The sequence below is a fragment of the Salipaludibacillus neizhouensis genome, from assembly GCF_002886185.1.
Classification (GTDB): domain Bacteria; phylum Bacillota; class Bacilli; order Bacillales; family Salisediminibacteriaceae; genus Salipaludibacillus; species Salipaludibacillus neizhouensis.
The window spans coordinates 274,506-292,012 of sequence record NZ_KZ614148.1 but is presented as its reverse complement, the minus strand read 5'-3'; the positions used below and the strand labels follow the sequence as shown (position 1 = coordinate 292,012).

23 protein-coding genes are annotated in these 17,507 nt (G+C 37.4%); 3 read left to right on the top strand and 20 right to left on the bottom strand.

Annotated elements, in window-relative coordinates; translation table 11 throughout:
- Positions 1-333: 333 nt before the first annotated feature.
- The 4 genes from CEF18_RS24355 to CEF18_RS24340 all read right to left on the bottom strand — a co-directional run bounded on the left by CEF18_RS24355 (position 334) and on the right by CEF18_RS24340 (position 4,943).
- Positions 334-2,928 carry a YfhO family protein gene (locus CEF18_RS24355; protein WP_110939087.1) on the bottom strand — a complete coding sequence of 865 codons (2,595 nt, stop codon included), beginning with the start codon at positions 2,926-2,928 and terminating at the stop codon, positions 334-336.
- 12 nt (positions 2,929-2,940) lie between these two features.
- Positions 2,941-3,327: a GtrA family protein gene (locus CEF18_RS24350; protein WP_110939086.1), complete on the bottom strand. Its 387-nt coding sequence runs from the start codon at positions 3,325-3,327 to the stop codon at positions 2,941-2,943.
- Positions 3,263-4,255: a glycosyltransferase family 2 protein gene (locus CEF18_RS24345; protein WP_110939085.1), complete on the bottom strand. Its 993-nt coding sequence runs from the start codon at positions 4,253-4,255 to the stop codon at positions 3,263-3,265. The genes CEF18_RS24350 and CEF18_RS24345 overlap by 65 nt, the downstream gene beginning before the upstream one ends.
- Positions 4,256-4,544: 289 nt before the next feature.
- Positions 4,545-4,943 carry a VOC family protein gene (locus CEF18_RS24340; RefSeq protein ID WP_110939084.1) on the bottom strand — a complete coding sequence of 133 codons (399 nt, stop codon included), beginning with the start codon at positions 4,941-4,943 and terminating at the stop codon, positions 4,545-4,547.
- A 98-nt stretch (positions 4,944-5,041) separates the two neighbouring features.
- On the opposite strand from CEF18_RS24340, the gene CEF18_RS24335 reads away from it, so the two are divergent.
- On the top strand, positions 5,042-6,217 hold the full coding sequence (locus CEF18_RS24335; protein WP_183041127.1) for a winged helix-turn-helix domain-containing protein: 1,176 nt from the start codon (positions 5,042-5,044) through the stop codon (positions 6,215-6,217).
- 80 nt (positions 6,218-6,297) lie between these two features.
- On the opposite strand, the gene CEF18_RS24330 is transcribed toward CEF18_RS24335, so the two are convergent.
- The gene (locus tag CEF18_RS24330) at positions 6,298-6,627 is read right to left on the bottom strand and encodes a four-helix bundle copper-binding protein (protein ID WP_110939082.1); all 330 of its coding nucleotides are present in this window, start codon (positions 6,625-6,627) and stop codon (positions 6,298-6,300) included.
- Between the two features lie 293 nt (positions 6,628-6,920).
- Between CEF18_RS24330 and CEF18_RS24325 the strand changes: the two genes are divergently transcribed.
- Positions 6,921-7,946 (top strand): processed acidic surface protein, encoded by a 1,026-nt coding sequence (locus CEF18_RS24325; RefSeq protein WP_110939081.1) that lies wholly within the window; start codon positions 6,921-6,923, stop codon positions 7,944-7,946.
- Position 7,947: 1 nt separating this feature from the next.
- Positions 7,948-8,730: a class D sortase gene (locus CEF18_RS24320; RefSeq protein WP_110939080.1), complete on the top strand. Its 783-nt coding sequence runs from the start codon at positions 7,948-7,950 to the stop codon at positions 8,728-8,730.
- 173 nt (positions 8,731-8,903) lie between these two features.
- Here CEF18_RS24320 and CEF18_RS24315 read toward each other — a convergent pair whose 3' ends face one another.
- The 15 genes from CEF18_RS24315 to CEF18_RS24245 form a co-directional block, all read right to left on the bottom strand.
- Entirely contained in the window at positions 8,904-9,077 is a 174-nt protein-coding gene (locus CEF18_RS24315; protein ID WP_183041126.1) for a hypothetical protein, read from the bottom strand.
- Positions 9,078-9,147: 70 nt separating this feature from the next.
- The gene (locus CEF18_RS24310; RefSeq protein ID WP_110939078.1) at positions 9,148-9,477 is read right to left on the bottom strand and encodes a gas vesicle protein; all 330 of its coding nucleotides are present in this window, start codon (positions 9,475-9,477) and stop codon (positions 9,148-9,150) included.
- Positions 9,478-9,523: 46 nt separating this feature from the next.
- A complete protein-coding gene (locus CEF18_RS24305) occupies positions 9,524-9,841 on the bottom strand; it encodes a gas vesicle protein K (protein ID WP_110939077.1) in 318 nt (105 codons plus the stop codon).
- The gene (locus CEF18_RS24300) at positions 9,810-10,082 is read right to left on the bottom strand and encodes a gas vesicle protein (protein WP_110939076.1); all 273 of its coding nucleotides are present in this window, start codon (positions 10,080-10,082) and stop codon (positions 9,810-9,812) included. The genes CEF18_RS24305 and CEF18_RS24300 overlap by 32 nt, the downstream gene beginning before the upstream one ends.
- Positions 10,083-10,114: 32 nt before the next feature.
- Positions 10,115-10,966: a GvpL/GvpF family gas vesicle protein gene (locus tag CEF18_RS24295; protein WP_183041125.1), complete on the bottom strand. Its 852-nt coding sequence runs from the start codon at positions 10,964-10,966 to the stop codon at positions 10,115-10,117.
- Between the two features lie 44 nt (positions 10,967-11,010).
- Positions 11,011-11,268, bottom strand: a complete 258-nt coding sequence (locus tag CEF18_RS24290) for a gas vesicle protein GvpG (protein ID WP_110939074.1) — start codon at positions 11,266-11,268, stop codon at positions 11,011-11,013.
- Positions 11,265-12,026, bottom strand: coding sequence for a GvpL/GvpF family gas vesicle protein (locus CEF18_RS24285; protein WP_110939073.1), 762 nt, complete (start codon positions 12,024-12,026; stop codon positions 11,265-11,267). Before CEF18_RS24285 ends, CEF18_RS24290 begins: the two co-directional genes overlap by 4 nt.
- A gap of 34 nt (positions 12,027-12,060) precedes the next feature.
- Positions 12,061-13,179 carry a gas vesicle protein GvpN gene (gene gvpN / locus CEF18_RS24280; RefSeq protein ID WP_223292470.1) on the bottom strand — a complete coding sequence of 373 codons (1,119 nt, stop codon included), beginning with the start codon at positions 13,177-13,179 and terminating at the stop codon, positions 12,061-12,063.
- 5 nt (positions 13,180-13,184) lie between these two features.
- Positions 13,185-13,460, bottom strand: a complete 276-nt coding sequence (locus CEF18_RS24275; RefSeq protein ID WP_110939072.1) for a gas vesicle protein GvpR — start codon at positions 13,458-13,460, stop codon at positions 13,185-13,187.
- 79 nt (positions 13,461-13,539) lie between these two features.
- On the bottom strand, positions 13,540-13,803 hold the full coding sequence (gene gvpA / locus CEF18_RS24270; RefSeq protein ID WP_110939071.1) for a gas vesicle structural protein GvpA: 264 nt from the start codon (positions 13,801-13,803) through the stop codon (positions 13,540-13,542).
- Between the two features lie 15 nt (positions 13,804-13,818).
- A complete protein-coding gene (locus CEF18_RS24265) occupies positions 13,819-14,400 on the bottom strand; it encodes a YtxH domain-containing protein (RefSeq protein WP_110939070.1) in 582 nt (193 codons plus the stop codon).
- Positions 14,401-14,536: 136 nt separating this feature from the next.
- Positions 14,537-14,932 carry a gas vesicle accessory protein GvpU gene (gene gvpU / locus CEF18_RS24260; RefSeq protein WP_110939069.1) on the bottom strand — a complete coding sequence of 132 codons (396 nt, stop codon included), beginning with the start codon at positions 14,930-14,932 and terminating at the stop codon, positions 14,537-14,539.
- 58 nt (positions 14,933-14,990) lie between these two features.
- Positions 14,991-15,815, bottom strand: a complete 825-nt coding sequence (gene gvpT, locus CEF18_RS24255; protein ID WP_110939068.1) for a YtxH domain-containing protein — start codon at positions 15,813-15,815, stop codon at positions 14,991-14,993.
- A 38-nt stretch (positions 15,816-15,853) separates the two neighbouring features.
- A complete protein-coding gene (locus CEF18_RS24250) occupies positions 15,854-16,345 on the bottom strand; it encodes a hypothetical protein (RefSeq protein ID WP_110939067.1) in 492 nt (163 codons plus the stop codon).
- Positions 16,346-16,761: 416 nt separating this feature from the next.
- Positions 16,762-17,457, bottom strand: a complete 696-nt coding sequence (locus CEF18_RS24245) for a DUF1961 family protein (RefSeq protein ID WP_110939066.1) — start codon at positions 17,455-17,457, stop codon at positions 16,762-16,764.
- Positions 17,458-17,507: the final 50 nt, after the last annotated feature.

Here is a 17,507-nt window from a genome sequence, read left to right as displayed (position 1 = left end):
AGATATCCATGATGTTATTTCGCATAATAGTTGTTGGTTTTTTATCATTTTCAGCTCTAAGTGTTTTTTCATTTCAATCGATTGAGGCAGTCAAGGCTGTTATTGAACTTGCAAAAAGGTAATCTAAGAAAAACGTAAAGCGTCTTTTATTAATTACAGCGTCAGCTTCCGCCGCCCCCGAGTAGCACCTACGTAGTGCGTGTAGGTGCTACTCGAAAGGAGATGAGTTTCCCTTGATACTTGCGGCGAGAAGGTAGCTGTCAACTTATCTCTTAAAGCAAAATCCATTGCCCTTGATCGGAGGGGAATGGATTTTTTATAATCTTAAGCCCTTTATTTTAACTTAGCCGGAGCATTATTTTTTTTACCCCTTATCACTATAAAAGCCAATCCCCCGCTAAGAATTGTTACCACGAAAGAAACTTTGAAAAACGGTGGATAATACACTAGTTTGATTTGATTCATGCCCTCTTTAATCGGAAATCCTAAAAATGTGAAGTTCACCTTTTCTACAGCCTGCTTTTTGTTGTTTATGTGGAGCTCCCAACCTCTTTCAAAGGGAATCGGTAAGACCATATAACGATCATTTCCCTCGTTGTCATAGGTGACCGTCAGTTTATTACCAACCCAATTCACCGGCTCTATTGCAGAAGCATTTCGGTGTGCTGTTTCTAGGGAATGGTAATTTTCTTGATATAACTCAATATCCTTTAGGATGTATTCTCCTTTTGGGACACGAATCGAAACTCTCTCTGCTTTTGCCACTCGAATGGTTAAATCATCGACATAGGTTTTGTAAATGGATTGATTATGTTTACGTGTCGTTCGATAATCATTCACTTTCAGCGCAAATCCTTGACGTCCAGCTAAACTCTCGAGGTGAAAGCTGACATAGTAATCCTTCGTATCGCTATCAAGGGGATCAATGACGAGATCAATCCCTCCCGTTTTCTCTTTAACAGATAGCAGATTGTTCTTAAATGTTGCGTCCACTGTTTCAACAGATGCCTCTTTAATTATATTAGGTATCTCTTCTAGTTTGACAGCATTAGCGATATCAACGTTTTCGACAATGACCCCCTCTAGCATTGCATGTTCTTTTTCAAGGACCGTGGCATGTTCCATATCATCCATAGCGTAAACCTGCTTTTTTGTGGTTGCAAATGGTAAAACATAGCTGTTTTCATAGGCTACATAGTTTTCTGACCTAAGTATTTCCTTGAATCCATACGGAATATTAGCCGTATTATCCTTGTTTCGAATCATGTACTTCCCTTGAAACAGACTATATAAATTCGCACGACTTCCAAGTGTTGCATAGCGGCTTACACTTTCCCGTCCCATATCGATATTTAAATCGTATAAATAAAAAAAGAGCAGATTTTTATTTATAATACTTGAATAGACACTCATCCCATTAAAGTCTTGCACAATAGGCGTATTATTTAATAAATCAACCTTCCAATCTATCCGCGATAAAGAATCAGATTCTCTGTTTTTAAGCTTCCGCAATAATTCTCGTTGCTCTTTCCCGTTATATTTGTCACTGAGTAAATGACTTTTAGATACTTCATTTACTCCACCAGCTTCAAAAATAACATATTGAGATATATTAGCCACAACTAAAGCATTTACCAAAACAATGACATACAACAAATACTTCCACTTTTTAGTTGGAATCCATGTGAAACTAATGACCAATACCATTGTTATACTTACTAAAGAAATCGTCCCGATACTTATCCAAGGAGAAATTAACAAGGAATCTTCCCTATTATAAAAGACGAGATAGGTGGTAATCATTAACACACTCGCTATGATCATTTCCTTTATACTTACCTTACTCAAGTTCTGAAGACCTGAAGCCACCACACCGCCAACTACAAAGGAAAGTAAATACTCCCATCGATACTGAGGTGCAGAAAATCCGTTAAAAGCACTTGCGACAAGTGGGCTGAAATGAAACAGTATAAACACAATGCTTATAAAAGCAAATACGCGAAAAGCCTGATTTTTATAAAAAGTGTATGTGAAAAGAAATAGTAAAAATACGGTGGGAAGGATGATAATCGAACTGGCAAACAATATGTTATCTGAAACCTTGATCATTTCAATCGGAAACCTATAGGGCGGCCTGTAATTATTTAAATAACTATATACAGCTGGTACAAAGGCAACTGCACTAATCCCTGCCCCGATCACACCACTAAACAAAAATAATTCCCATCTGCTTTTTTCATTTTGTCCCATTCCAAAAACCAATCGAAAGACGATATAAATGACAATAAAAATCAAGTTTACATACGCGAAGTAAAAATTATTAAAAAGCGTCAGTGCCACAGCAAAAATAAACCAACTTGGACGCGCTTCACGAATGATTTTTTCTACGCCTAATACTAGCAGCGGGACCCAGATCATTGCATCCGCAAAGAACTCCCAATAGGTTACATGTCGAAAATAGATGACCGTTAATCCATAAGCACATGCACCAATAAAAGATGCTAACCAATTATTCTTCATATAGTGAAACACAAGTGTTGTTATAAATAGGATCCCTGTTAAACGACCTAGACTTATAAAAACTGTTGCCTTTGCCCAAAAAATAATATCAGGTGTCTCCACCATATGTAACGATTCAAGAAGGAATACGATAGCCGTAGTGATAATAAATACAACCGAAGTCGAAAAGTAAAAGGCTAACTGACTGTATGTTCCTCCGCCTAATCCAAATTGATAGGAATAGAAAAAGTTACCGCTTGTATATTGTTCGTAAAGCAGTTTTTTAAATGTTACCATTTGCTGCAACCCATCATTTGGCCCCACCATGTATTGTTCCTGAGTCCACTCTCTTAAAAAAAATAAGTGGGCCAGACTAGCAACAACAAAACAAGAGACAAGAAGTCCAATAAGTTTCCGCTTTTTATCCATGTTAACTCTCCGTTACTTCTTTAAAATTTTTCCTGTGACGATAAAAGTGAGTGGAATTGTTATGAAAATAGACAAGATTGGTGCCGTTCTACTTTCCATCTGGAACTGCTCGATAAAGATGTACACACAGAGAGAAGAGACGGTGATATTTAAAAGCTGTGTAACGGGAAACTGCAAAAATTTAACCAATGTCGGCTTCACTTTAAATGTAAACAAGGAGTTTAAGTAGAATGAAATAACTAAACTGATTAAAAAACCCGCGATATGCGCGAACATATAATTGATTCCAAAAATTCCATGCAAAAGTAAATAACTCACATAATAATGAAACGTGTTAATGACTCCCACCACGATAAATCTTATAAATTCTCGGTTGGTTTGCTTCATCACTTTTTCCATCGTTAATATTTGTCTCCTGTATTAGATAATGCGGTCTCTTCTTTGTTTCATAGTAGATTCTGCCGATATACTCACCAATTACACCTAGGCAAAATAATTGAACGCCTCCGAAAAAAAGAAATGCAGAAATCGTTGTAAAGTAACCTGGTTGAGTGATCCCATTTCGTAAAATAAGCGATAACTCAGTAAAAATAAAAATGAATGACAATATTAAGGTGAAAATTCCTGTGTAAAAACAAATGCGAAGTGGTCTGTTATTAAAAGAAATAACTCCATCAATACCATAATTCAGTAGTTTTGGAAATGACCACTTTGTCTTCCCGTTTTGCCGAGCAACGTTGTCATAATAAATGATTTTCTGATCTAGTCCAATCCAGGAAAACAAGCCTTTTGAAAAACGATTGCCTTCATTTAACATTAATAGGGCATCCACTGCTTTTCTGCTTAACAACCTGAAGTCACCAATACCATCTTTCAATTCCACATCGACTATTTTATTAACGATACAGTAGTAAAGAGAGGAAAAACATGAACGTATCCATCCATCTCCTTTTCGATTACGTTTGGCAATGACTTGGTGATATCCTTCTTCAAAACCAGCAATGAAATCTTTTATTAAAGTACAAGGATGCTGAAGATCTGCGTCCATCACAATCACGGCATCCCCTTTGACATGTTGAAAACCGGCTAAAATAGCTACTTCTTTCCCGAAATTCCTCGTAAATGAAACGTACTTTACTTTTGAACTAGTTAACACGATCTTCTTAATCTCGTTTAATGTAGAGTCTGTACTTCCATCATTAACGAAAAAAATTTCATAATCATAATTAAGGTCATGAAATTCCTTACTTAACGCTTTGTAAATCATTTCAATATTGCTTTCTTCATTAAAAGAGGGAATGATAATCGAAATAAGAGATGATTTCACTTTTTTCACCTACTTTTTATAGTTGATCAACCTTTAAGAAACCTAATCACCATATTTTAAGGTTAGTTTGTGCAAGTTCTTTCTTTTTTATGAGAGTACTCATTCATCATTACTTCAACTATCCGTTTTACTTCTTAATTAGGAGCTTCTGAATAACGCTTTGTCATTCGCTCTTAAGAAAACATGATTCTAACCTTCTCACCTGTAAAAAAAGCGTACTGAAAAGGAAGGATCCACTTTTCAGTACGCTTAAATTTGTTGATTTGTTTCTACTTTTTCCATTACGGGTTTATAAACTTAGTTGCCATGAAATGCCAAACCTGTCTTGCACCCATCCATATCTTTTGCTAAATGGATACTCATTAAGGGGCATGAGAATGGCGCCATCCTGCGATAACTTCTCAAAGGTTTTGTTAATTTCTTCTTCTGTTTCACAGGTCACAAAGAGAGAAATAGCAGGGGTAAAAGTAAATGCATGCTCCACGTTACTGTCGATACACATGTACTCATGCCCATTCAATGTAAAAGTAGCCTGTAATACCGTCCCTTCTTCCCCCGCTTCACCAGCGCGATAATGAATAATATTCGTTATTTCCGAGTCATTGAAAAGTGATGTATAGAAATTCATTGCCTCCTCCGCTTGACCCGAAAACATGAGAAACGTTTTGATTTTTTGAGTTTTATCCATGGTATTCTCTCCTTTAAATTTCGAAATAAAGTATATTAAAGTTATAATCAGTATATCAGTTTTCCAAAGTCGAGAATGCTTTAGAAAGGATGTCATATATGAAAAAAGGATTGAATGTAAGTAAGCGAACGGCACGTCAATTCCTTCTTCAAAAACACTACTTAAATAGCGCGGAAACTCATGATTTTAACCAAGTGTTCAATCAACTAGAATGTATACAGCTGGATCCTGTTGCTATCGTCGAAAGAAATCATCACCTTGTTTTAATGAATCGATTATCTGATTATCAGCCTCAAGAACTCGAAAGTCATTTGGAAAATAAGCAAGCTTTCGAATATATTGCCAATGCTGCTTGTATCATTCCAATGAAAGACTACCCACTTTTCGAATCACGAAGACAGCATTTCCAAGAAAGCTGGCAGAATGAGCGACATCACTCTAAAGAGACCATCGATACCATCTTAAACCAATTGCACAACAATGGCCCTCTACCTTCAAAAGCTTTTAAGTCCACCTCCAAAGTTGTTGGTGGATGGGACCATCCCGAGAAGGCTACTACAAAGGAAACAACTCACGTTTTAGGGATGCTGTTTCACGCAGGTGAGATTCAAGTTTCTCGGCGTAAAGGAGCAGAGCGTTTTTTTGCTTTGACTAAAGATACGATTCCAGAAACGATCTTGCAAGAAGCCCAAGAAACACCAATCCGTGTATTAAACGAACGTTTAGTACATAAATACCTGCGTGCTTATCGCTTCATTGAAGGTACCGATCCTCGGTTTGGTTGGCAAAAAATGAAGGCGGCAGTACGCAGAGAAAAAATAGAGTCTTTGGTCGAGAATGATACCCTCCTTCCTATTTCTGTCGAGGGGGTAAAAAGACCGTATTTTATTTTAGCAAACGATGAAGAGGCTCTTCTAAAGATAGAAAATAATACAAGCCAGACATTATCTTCACACGTTTCTTTTCTTCCGCCACTGGATAACCTTTTATGGAGAAGAGAAAGAATAGAGGATTTATTTGATTTTACGTACAGGTGGGAAATCTACACCCCTGCTGTAAAAAGAAAGTATGGACCTTACAGCTTACCTATCTTGGTAGGAGACAAATTAGTTGGGAGAGCAGATCCAATATTAAATCGTCAAGAGAAAACCCTTCAATTGACGATCCATTACGAGGAATCTTGTCACAATCAGGTAAGAGCCGATGTACGCACTGCTTCACGATCTTTTGGGGAAAGACTAGGCGCAGAAGTAACAAATATATATGAACTTTAATTCATCATACACATAAAGAAGGCATTGGAAACGTGAAACGCAATGTTTCCAATGCCTTCTAGCTCTTGTTTTTTATGGTCTTATGCTGCTAGCTTTCTGCATTCTTCTGCACATTCAAAACATGCTTTAGCACATTTCTGACAATGATCATGGTCATGCTTTTTGCATTCATTACCGCAGGCTTCACAAATTTGTGCACAAACCCCGGCTAATACAGAGACAAATGGAGTCCCTCTTCCTAATGCTTGTTCAAAATATCCGCAAATATCCGCGCACTCTCTATCAAGGCGAATACAATCAGACATCATCTGAATATCATCCTCTTTTAAGCAGGCATCATAGCAGTGATTACAAGCTTCCATACACTCATGCAGTGTTTTAATAACTGTTTGGTATTGTTCATGCGGCATCAAGTATCCCTCCTAATATAATCTTACTATCCTCAATATCCAGAACTTTATACTATTAAACCTTTTTTTATCTACCATTAGAAAGTTTGGTTTCTAGGTTTATTATCAATGGTTGTATTACATATGAAAACAAATATTTTTCGGCATTTTCTGAGTATCTGGACATATTTATTTCCTTGTTAAAACGAACTAGAATAATCCCTGAAAATATACAAAAAATTAATAGAATATTTCCGAGATATCGTATATAATCTTTTTATCAACATATAAAATACATATTATGGGAGGAACACATGAAGAAAGTTATCGTCTTATTTACTATCATGGCATTACTATTAACCATATTTCCATCAGCCGGTTTTGCTGAAATTTCTGATGATAAATTGGAGGTTTATCTGACAGAGATTGAGTGGACAAAAGAAGAGTTAGAGAGCTATCTATCAGAAGAATGGGATACTAGTATAAATGATTTTGAAACTATGAAAGAACTAAAAGATTTTATTGGAGATTTGGTAAATGAAGATTCCCTTGATTACATTTATTATGAATTTGATCTTACTCCGGAGACTTTAGAAACCCTTCTCCAAGAAAATGGTAAAACGCTGGCCGATTTTAAGTTCTACGACGACCTATCTATCTATCTCTATGATCTAACCTATGAAGAAGAGGATTGGATGGAAGAAGATTGGGAAGACGACTTTGATCCTACTGAATTTTTTGAAGAATTCGGTCTTTCGGAAAGTGAGCTTTGGGCACTATCCGACCACTTAGACTATGTTTTCGAAAAAAACCCTAATGTGATCAATCAACTTGAAAAGATCTATGAGCGTCTTCTTGCCTTTGAGGATTTTGATACAGCAACGGAATTGACAGCGGAACAAATAGCTGAAATGTTCAGTATTGGTCAAGATATGTTAAGTGCTCTTGAAATTAAAGCGGAGTACTTCCTTACAAAGGCCGGTGAACAGAAGCCAATAACCTATTCTGACTTATTTACATTAACATCACTTGATGGCTATGACTTACTGATTGTTCTCTATGATTTTGACGGAACTAAACTAGCAGATTTCATTATTACTGCTGACATGGTAAATAGTCAACTGGTTGATGAAGTAAGTGTTGATTTGGAAGGCATAAGCAAAGAAGTCGTTGATAAAAAAGAGTCTGAAGAGGCCTCCAAAGAAAAATCTGAAACCCTTCGTACGGTAAATGGCGGAAAACTTCCTAATACCGCTACATCTTATCCGTCTTATATGTTATTCGGCATACTCGTAGCTCTTGGCGGTGCCCTAATGCTGCGTAAAGTAAGAGCCTTTTAATATGTCAGACTATCAAGGTCAAGTTAAAAAACGATCGTGGAAACGAATCTTTCTAATGATCTTAGCTACTAGTTTACTAGTAGGTGGATTGTGGTTTACTTCTACAAATGCATTTAAGTTTGGCAAAGCTATGCTCATTTTTGAAATTCAGCAATCACAAGAGCTTAAAGCTTCAGCGGCTCCCAGGTCTCGAATTGGATCTCTGCAAGAAGACAAACTTATCCCGGTGGCGAAAACTGAATCAGAAAATCCAATTCTATTGGAATCAGATCTATCCGAATCAGAGGTTGAATCGAGTATCACTGATTCTGAACCTATTTTAACGGAAGAGAACTGGGTACCTGAAATTGGAGAACTAATGGGTGTATTAGAAATCCCCGCGATTACAGCGAGTTTACCAATATACCATGGGACCGATGAAGACGAACTCGAAAAAGGCGTTGGTCATTATGCTGATAGTGTCCTTCCGGGGTATAAAGATAATTCTGTTTTATCAGGTCACCGTGATACAGTTTTCCGAAAGCTCGGTGAAGTCGGAGAGAAAGACATCCTCGTGGTCAAAACGAAAAGTGGAGAATATACTTATCGGGTTTTTAATGTTCGAATTGTCGATGCTGATGATCGAACAGTGATTGTTCCAAGCGGCAAAGCCAAATTAACTGTCACAACCTGCTATCCATTCCAATTCATTGGAAATGCTCCTGAACGCTATGTGCTCGAAGCTTATCTTATTGATGAGAAAAGTTATAGTAATGGAGATAAAGTTGTCTTTAATAATAAATAGGGGATACTGAATAATACCTAGTTATTACCTCCGCTTTCTTAGACTGGGAAAAAACATCGTTTCTCAAAAGAGGATGTCTTCATAAGGCTATTAGCCGTTATGAGACACCCTCTCCAATAAATACACAGTTATCGCATAGCTAACTGTGTATATTATATATATTTAAGATAATATTACTCTGGCTTTTTCTGAATGATACCAACTTTACCTCTAAGAACATATTCTGTTTTTAAAGAAGTACCAGATTCCGTCTTTTTTTCTTCTGTTCTTCCTACGGTTGTATGGTCTTGATTGCCAAAATCATTGATCAGCTGTTTCATATCTTTTAAAATATCTTTCTTATTCAAACAAATCACCTGCTTTTTCTTTAAGCTATCTGATCTTCTTTTTATAAGCAAGTAACCGGCATCTCTTAATCTATGTCGAAGATTCATTATTATTCGGATTTGCCGAGTTTTCTTCCAGTTGCTTGATACGGTTGTGAAGTTCTTCATTTTCTTCTTGAATTTCCTGAATTCTAAGTCCTTTTGATGAATAATGAGGATCCGTTTCCCACCAGTCCATGCCGATTTCTTTTGCTTTATCAACAGAAGCTACCATTAAACGAATTTTTATCGTTAACAATTCTACATCTGCTATATTTACTTGTATATCTCCTGCAATGACAACACCTTTATCTAATACAGTTTCGAGAATATCTACGAGACCGTTTGATGCTGTCGATTGTTTAATAGATTGATTATCCATTTTTTTCTCCCCTTTATATCCGTTTCTCAAGCGAAACTCTAGCCTTTTACAACAAGTTTCCTAGTGGTCCAAGATCTATGTTTAGGTCATCATCATCCAGGCCAAATACTTCCTTCAACTCTTCCATTTTTTCTTCAAGATTCATTAATGCTACTCCTAATTTTTCTTCCTCTTCATCGCTTAGGGTGCCCCCTTCCACTCGGCGCATTGCCTGACGCTCTACTAATTGACGAAGAAGTTCAATTACCGTCATAACAAGTTGAGCAAGTCCTTCTTCTGCTTTTTCAGGGTCCAAAGCAATTTTTCCTGTTGGCTTATGTTCTTCATTATTGTTACTCACTAACAGTGTCTGTTTCGGTTCCATATCCGGCTACTCCCCTTTCTGCCTCTTTTATTTTTTGTTCCATTTCCATGACACCTGGTTTCTTTCTTGCCTCCATCAACGTTTCAACCGAAGACAACAGAATGCGCAAATCAAGATAAACAAGGTCAATATCAGCGATGGAAATGGTAATGTCTCCTCGCAGCACTACACCCTTCTCTAACACAGCATCAAGGATATCCAGCAAGGAAACATCTTTATTTTTTAATGATTCAGTTTGCATCTATTCCACTCCCAACTCGCCATATATTTAAGTTAGCTTTTAACACTATTCGTAAGACACTTGAAATTTGCGAAGTGGTAAGCAGGCCATGGTCCAGTAGATTCAAAAAGTAAGCCCTCATTCTCTTCCACTGAATGCTTTTGGTATTCTTCCACAAGACGAGTAAATGCTTCGACATTTTCCCCAGTCTCCATCAAATACACACAATTCCAAGACATTTCATCGTCTCTGCCTGTTACTTTTTGCTCCCAGTTCTTCTTGACTTCCGCATTCTGGCTGAATTTAAGAATTTTATCATGTACTTCCTTGCACTTTTTCTCAGTCTCTGCCTTAATCTGATCAGTAATAAACTGATCTAACTTTTTACGAGCAAAAAACTGCTTCCCTTTGGAAAGCTCAGAGATTTCCTTTTTTTTTGCTTCGATCTCACGATTCTCTTCCAAAACTTTTTTCGAAAAAACTTGAGGATCCGAGTAAATTTTAAGATTCCATTCTTCTTTATCTTGAACCTCTTCAAGAATGGTTTTCATTTGTTCGTAATACTCCGACATCATTTGTTCTAGCCGTTCCTCATTTTCGTAAATCGTTCCAAACTTCAAGGGTAAAATGGTGAATTTATCGTGGAGAGTGTTCATTAATTCATGATGATGAGATGCTCGCTGCTGCAACCATTTTATATTTTCCACATTTTGCTTGAAATTTTCCTCAGCAAAGTCTGTTGCAGGGACCTTGCAGATGACCGCTGTCAGTTCTGTCCTTGTATGAAATTTCACTTCGTTGTTAGGATCGATTCCCTTTATTCCAGTAATCTTTTCCGATGATGCTTCTTGTGCCGGTAAAAAAGCATAGACATATATCAGTTCTTCGTTTTCTAGTTCATTCAACTGTATCCTCTCCTTTTGCATGCATTTATGCCTGGTCAGAATCATTATCGGCCATCCTCTAATGATTCTCTAAGTTGTGCTTGTTCTTTCTCTTTTGCTATCCGGTACCTACCCATAAGTTCTACTTGCTGCTTCTCATAAACTTCTTCTGATATTTCATCCATTTCCAACATCATTTCTAAATGTACGAGTTTTTGCTGGATATGATCAACGTCATATAATTGTTTGTCCACTTCTTCTTGAACTTTTTCACCAACAAAACGTACTGTGTCGATTGGCCATGTAAACAGTTTGTGAATCATGACGCATCTTCCGCTTTTATTTTCACATCAATAAAATTATAGGCTGGCCATGGACCTGTATATTTAAAGTCTGCACGGTCTTTCCACTTATCATGAAACTCATCGACTTGTTTATCAAACTCTTCCTCCTTTGAACGATCGACGAGAAAAGATGCATTCAACAACATTCTTTCCCCGATTACTTCATTACTTTTTGCAGCATCCGCAATTTTAGCCAATGGTTGAAATACTTCTTCTTCGAATTCAAAGTGGATTCCCTTTACAAATTTTTGGGCCGCTTCGCCAATTCGAATTTTGTCATAGTGAGTTGCTTCATCTTTCTTCCCTTGAAAAGATTGTTTCATTTTGGCCAAGTCCGCTTGCTGACCAGCCTGCTCAGTCATCCATTCTTTTTTACCAATTATTTTTAAACCAACTTCGATTTTATTTTCTATTTTTGGGAAAATAGATTCGAATTTTTCATATAATCGTTCTAATAGTATAAGTGCATCTTTCTCTGTTTCTAATACATTCCCAAAACTCATTGGGATTACGGTTGTTCGCTTCATCAACTCAGCTACTACTTGCTGATGACTTTTGAGATTTTCACGATTTGGTTCATAGATTTGTACAGGTGCTTCGGCTACTACCATCACTTGGTTTTTATAGGGAACAAAAAATATTTCTCTTTCCTCCCCCGCAAGTGTTACAGATTCTAGATCGCCTACAGTTTCTGCCTTTACTACCGCAAATAAATAAACTCCGGTGTCCTTACTCATATCAACTCTCTCCTTCCTCCTGTGTTTTCTGCCATTAACTAATTTCTTTCTCAAACCACTTCTCTGCTTCAAGAAGATTATTTTGTTCCGTGCACTTCATTAAATGTGTCGATAGAATATCCTTGCAAACTCTGGTGAACTTTTTATTTTCTTGAGATATTGTGATATCGGATTTCTTACATATTGTCGCAATCATCAACGAAGCTCTTAAACTGGGTCCGTGTTTATTCTCATCTACACATGCTGTTCTGACCTTTCCTGTGATCTTAAGAATAAGGTCTGCTTCTTTGGCTAGAACACCACATTTTTCCCGAAGAATTTCTCGTTCTGCCTTTTTATCATGCTCTATCTCAATTGTTATCAAGCGATCTAGTAAAGCATCCTGTGTATCAAATACCCCGGCATACTCCTCCGGATTCGATGTAAAAATCACACGAAAGTCTTTATGCACTTTCATGAACGATTGATTTTGCTTAGTTCCATAAAGTGGAAGTATACCTTCCTCTAAGATTGACAGAAACAGATTATTTGTTTCAGGAGAGGAACGAGAAAATTCATCATAGATAAGCGTATATCCCTTTTGGGCAGCTTCAACGAGTCGGCCGGGATTCCATTTCTCTTTTACTTCCGTCTGTTTTTTATAAACTTGACGGACAAAGTTATCAATTAACTTGTCACTAGTAAAACCTGAGACTCCACCGATAAGATCAACATTATTCATTTCATGATTTCCGTGCAAGAGCATTATTGGTTTATCAAACTGAGCAGCTAAATGAAGAGCAATGGCTGTTTTACCAACTCCCGTAGGCCCTGTTAAATGCAAAGGATAACCCGCCTGAAGATAAGGCTTCATTCTGCTAGTTAACTCTTTAACTTTTTCCGTTTCAACAAAATCAGCACGGTTAATTGGTTTGTTGCCTTGATTTTTGGTTCGTCCGGATGATGATTGATGTTCACTAGTCTTACTTGGGGACGTTTCTGTATTTTTCTCCGATCTCTTTTTCATTCTTTCAGCACGTGTATCCAGTGTTTTATCTGGACGGCTTCTTGGAGCCCCTTTCCTTGAGGTTCGTACTGCACTTTCTTTTCCTTTTGAAGGCTCACTTCTTCTCGTTTGAGATTGGTGTCTGTTTTTACTCGTTGTATTAGCCAACAAATTTACCTCCCTTCAACTTCCTCTTGAATCACAGAAGTTCGTTGTCTAAGACCTTTTCGCTCAAATGAAATTACTTCAAGGTTATCATTTAATCTTGCCACGTATTCCCCAATGAGCTGGTCGCGACCATACCTTTTCATGTATTCTTTTTCTTCAATGACCTCCACGCCTACCTCCCAATACTTCCCTTGGTTAACCACCGAAGTTGTACGGTGAACAGGCTTAACATGTTTTTCAAAGAAAGAATTAATAGCATCCATAATCTCTTCTAATTTCAATTTAAATCCCGCCTTTTCTTGGAAATAGAGGCGGGCATATGCTGATCACATATGCCGCCTTATGACGTTCTTGTATTGCTTATGCAAAATTAAGTTGTTCTTGTCCTCTGTCAGAGGTTTCCATATCTATTTCACCTTGAACTTCATCTCTTAAAAGACCTACTGCTTCGGCATAACGTAACCAAGTATCGACACTTGCAATAACTACACGCGCTTCAATTGTGATTAATTCAATACCAACTAGTGATACTCTTGCGTACAAGTCGATGACAACACCCTTATCTAGAATTCGGTCAACTACTTCTGCTAAACTTGAAGAATCTGTACTTTTTTGAATAGCCATTTTCATATCTCTCCTTTAAGGTTTTTTAATCTGGTTAACGCCTCTTATACTGCTGGCGCCTTTTATATCTGCATACCCTTTTACGCCGGAATACCCTTTTAAATCACTGGCTTTTTTAATTCCGTCGTCAGAACTCCCCCCGCTTCCGCCAGGATTAGTAATTTCATTATCTTTTATTTCTTCTTTCGCATTCTCAACTTGATCCTTTAACTTACCTTTAGCATCTTGCGCACTATCTTTAAACTCTTCTGCCTTATCCTTGAGCTTATCGCCGACACCTTCAAAATTTTCTTTTATATCATCTTTTGCTTCGCGTACTTGCTCAAAGGTGTCATAAAACTTCTTCCCGACAACCGAAGCTGCAGCCGCATTTTTTGTTTTCGGCATGTCATCTACAACGTCTTTGGCTTGGTCTTTCGCTTGGCCTTTGACCTCTTCCTTTACCGCTTTAAAAGACTTTTTCGTTTTTTTACGGATGTCTTTATTCGCCATTAAGGCTGCACTACCTGCGAGACCTGCTCCACCTGCAACTAGGGCTTTCTTTGCCGTGTCACCTGATATTAAAGAATCCTGATCATTCTTTTCTTCTTCGGACATATTTTCGTTGACACCACCTCTCTTTTCATAGTTATAGAGTCTTTCTACAATCTTAATCGCCATGTAGCTAACAACATAAAGTTAAACGGAAACTGCTATCAGATAATAGAATTAAAGAAACGTGAATAGTGGAGCTCTACTCTTCAGTAGTTATTTTACCTAGAAAAAATCCGTCGATATCACTTAATTTCCCGCGCCAGAGGACTGATCCATTTGAGGGCAAAGACTTGCCGGATTCACTAAATAGTTTTGCATCTTTTAAGTGAACGTAGTTCGTCTCAGGAGCCTCTTCGTCCTTCAGGTTGGAGGCTGCTTCCATCAACTTTTCATAAATTGTCTGTTCTATATCATTTTCTTCTGAAAATTCGCCAGCTATTTCTTCAAGATAAGTCATCGCAGATACCACTGTCCCGGTAACCACTGAGCCTTTTACATTAAGTGTTATATCGACAGTGTAGTCTTTCGTATTGGCTGTTTCTGTAAGTAGCTGAAGTATATTGTCCGTATTAGGATGAGTGTTTCTCTCACTCATAACACCACCTCTTCTCTTTTAAATTTAAGGCACATTATTTTTTATGAAATACCTTTAATTAACTTGCTGAACTTTTAGACTCAGTAGACCCACTTGATTTGGCTCTTGTTCCAGAATTTGATTTTTTCTTTGCTTGTCCATCTGTTTTTCTTTTGGAAGTGGAGGATTTTTTCTTAACCGATGTTGTTTTATTGTCCTCTTCTTTCTCTTCTGATTTTTCGTTTGAAGGAGACTCTTCTTCATTCTCTTCAGATTCAGCTGGTGACTCTTCTTTTTCTTCTTTTTCTTCCTCTTCTTCTTGAGACGCTGCCGATGGGTCTTCCTTTTCTTCTTCCTCTTCTTTCTTAGACTCCGCAGACGGCTCTTCTTCTTTTTCTTCTTCCTCTTCAGACTCCTGCGATGGGTCTTCTTCTTCAGAATCAGAATTTCCTTCTACCAACTTAGTCAATGTTTCTTCTATTTTCGAAAGCCTGTCTCCAAGAGCACTGTTTTCCTCTTTCAATGATTGATAATCCTCGGAAGTTTCGTTTTCCTGATTACCCCCATTCTCCTCATTTGAGGAATCTTCATTTTCTTCGGATTCTTCATTCGAACCGAAGAACTTTGCTTTTACTCCCTTGAATGAATCCATAGTAGATTTCGCTTTATCTTTAGCAGAATTCCCAAAATCAGTACCTTTAGATTTCCACTCATCTCCATCGAAATTTTTTACGCCTTCTTTAATCTTTTCCCGATTTTCCGGAGTGACCATATATCCAACAGCAGCTCCAACGATGGAACCTGTTATTGCTCCCTTAATGGGCTTTGAGCTGTTATTATCGCTTCCACTCTGCTCCTGTTCTTCTTCTTGTTCAACCTGCTCATTTCGTTCCTGTTCTGCCATGGTTGTAACCTCCTAGTTTTATTTTCTACCTATCACCTTTACTTCGATTCCGTTAATTTGGTCAACATTTCCTCAATTTTGTCCAAGCGTCCATTTAAGTCTTTATTTTCTTCTTTTAATTCTTCATAACCATCAGACTCGCTCGTATCCGAACTTTCTTCATCAGAAGACTCTTCTTCCGTCTGACTTGTCTCGGAATTTTCTCCTTCATCAATTGCTAACTTTTCTTCTACTTTGTTTGTAACTTTATCTGGAAGAGGCATTTTCTCTTCCGCTTTATGAAGGTAGCTTGAGAGTGAACTCTTCACACTACTTAGAGCTTGCTCAGTGATCATATCTTGAATTGAATTTCTAAATTCTTGGCCTACTGATTTCATTGCTGGTGATGAAGCCATTGTCATCAACACTTTTCTACCTTTATCGCTACTTGATAATAACCCTGCACTCGCTCCGACAGCAGTACCTACTAGCACATAATTTAAAGACTTATTCTGAGTTTCTTCTGACTGTTTATCATCCGTTTTCGACATGGTGATTCAACTCCTTTTAAAATTTTACTTTTTGACTTGTAGTGAGGTTATTCCACTTGAATAAACCTTCAAACCTTCACTAAATTTTTGTAAGGAGTATTTAAAAGCATCAAAATAAGTCCAATTTCCTATTACTTATCGTTAGTATTTATGAAGAAAAGATAATTAACCTAAACTAAAAGGCCTTAAAAAGAGGATTACTCTTCTCAAGACCTTCTTATAAATAGGTATTTTGTCTTCTATATTATAAAAATATGACAGTTTAAACATAAAGTATTACAAAAAAGAGGTTTTCCCTATTCTAACAAGGCTTCATAAGGTTATCCTCTTTGAAAAATTACATTTATTTACCATCTAGGAAGTGAAATTAATTCTTTCACTTTCTCAATTGAACTTAAAATTAACTCATTAGCGTTCTATTCTTGTTTTATTACCTTATAAACCTTTAAATTTGCATAAGCAGCTTTCATCGGAGCCATTTGACGAAAACCAATTCTACCGCCTTCTAACATTGTTCCATAGGCTTCTCCTTGATCTTCCCACTCTAATACCGGCAATCCATTGATTGAAAATTGAACAAATCCCTCGTATTTAACCACTTTCATCGAATAAGGCGAGATTGCGTCCTCGACCGGTGGGAGTGGATCGGCTCCTTGTGCAACGAGGTGAAAACCATAACTTTTACGTAAATTACAGGTTCGAAATGCCCGTTCTGAAGCATGCTTATGTCTGAAATAGGAGAGATGCAAAGCATTCAAAGCTCCGGAATGATATTGAGGGTATTTACCTGACCTTTCCGGCAAGGATGGATCAAATATGTCCTCTCCTTCTTTCCCATTCGCTGCAAAAAAGAGCATACATAATCCAGGTTCCTGAATCGGATAAAACTCCCATTCTATGGCTATCTTATCTGGAAAATTTATCGGGCACCACAATACCCAGTGGGCGTTATCCCCATGGATATCGGGATCCAATTCATTTTCTAACAGAAGTCGCTTGTCGTTTATAGAATACTTGGCCTGCCCCTCTAACTTCCAGTCTTTAATATGATCGAGAGTGGATAATGAATTCTCATAGATACAATCTCCGGTTTTAAACTTCAGGTAACGCATTTTTTCACTCCTAGTCTAAAATGACTTTTTATTATTAGGCTGATGTTATC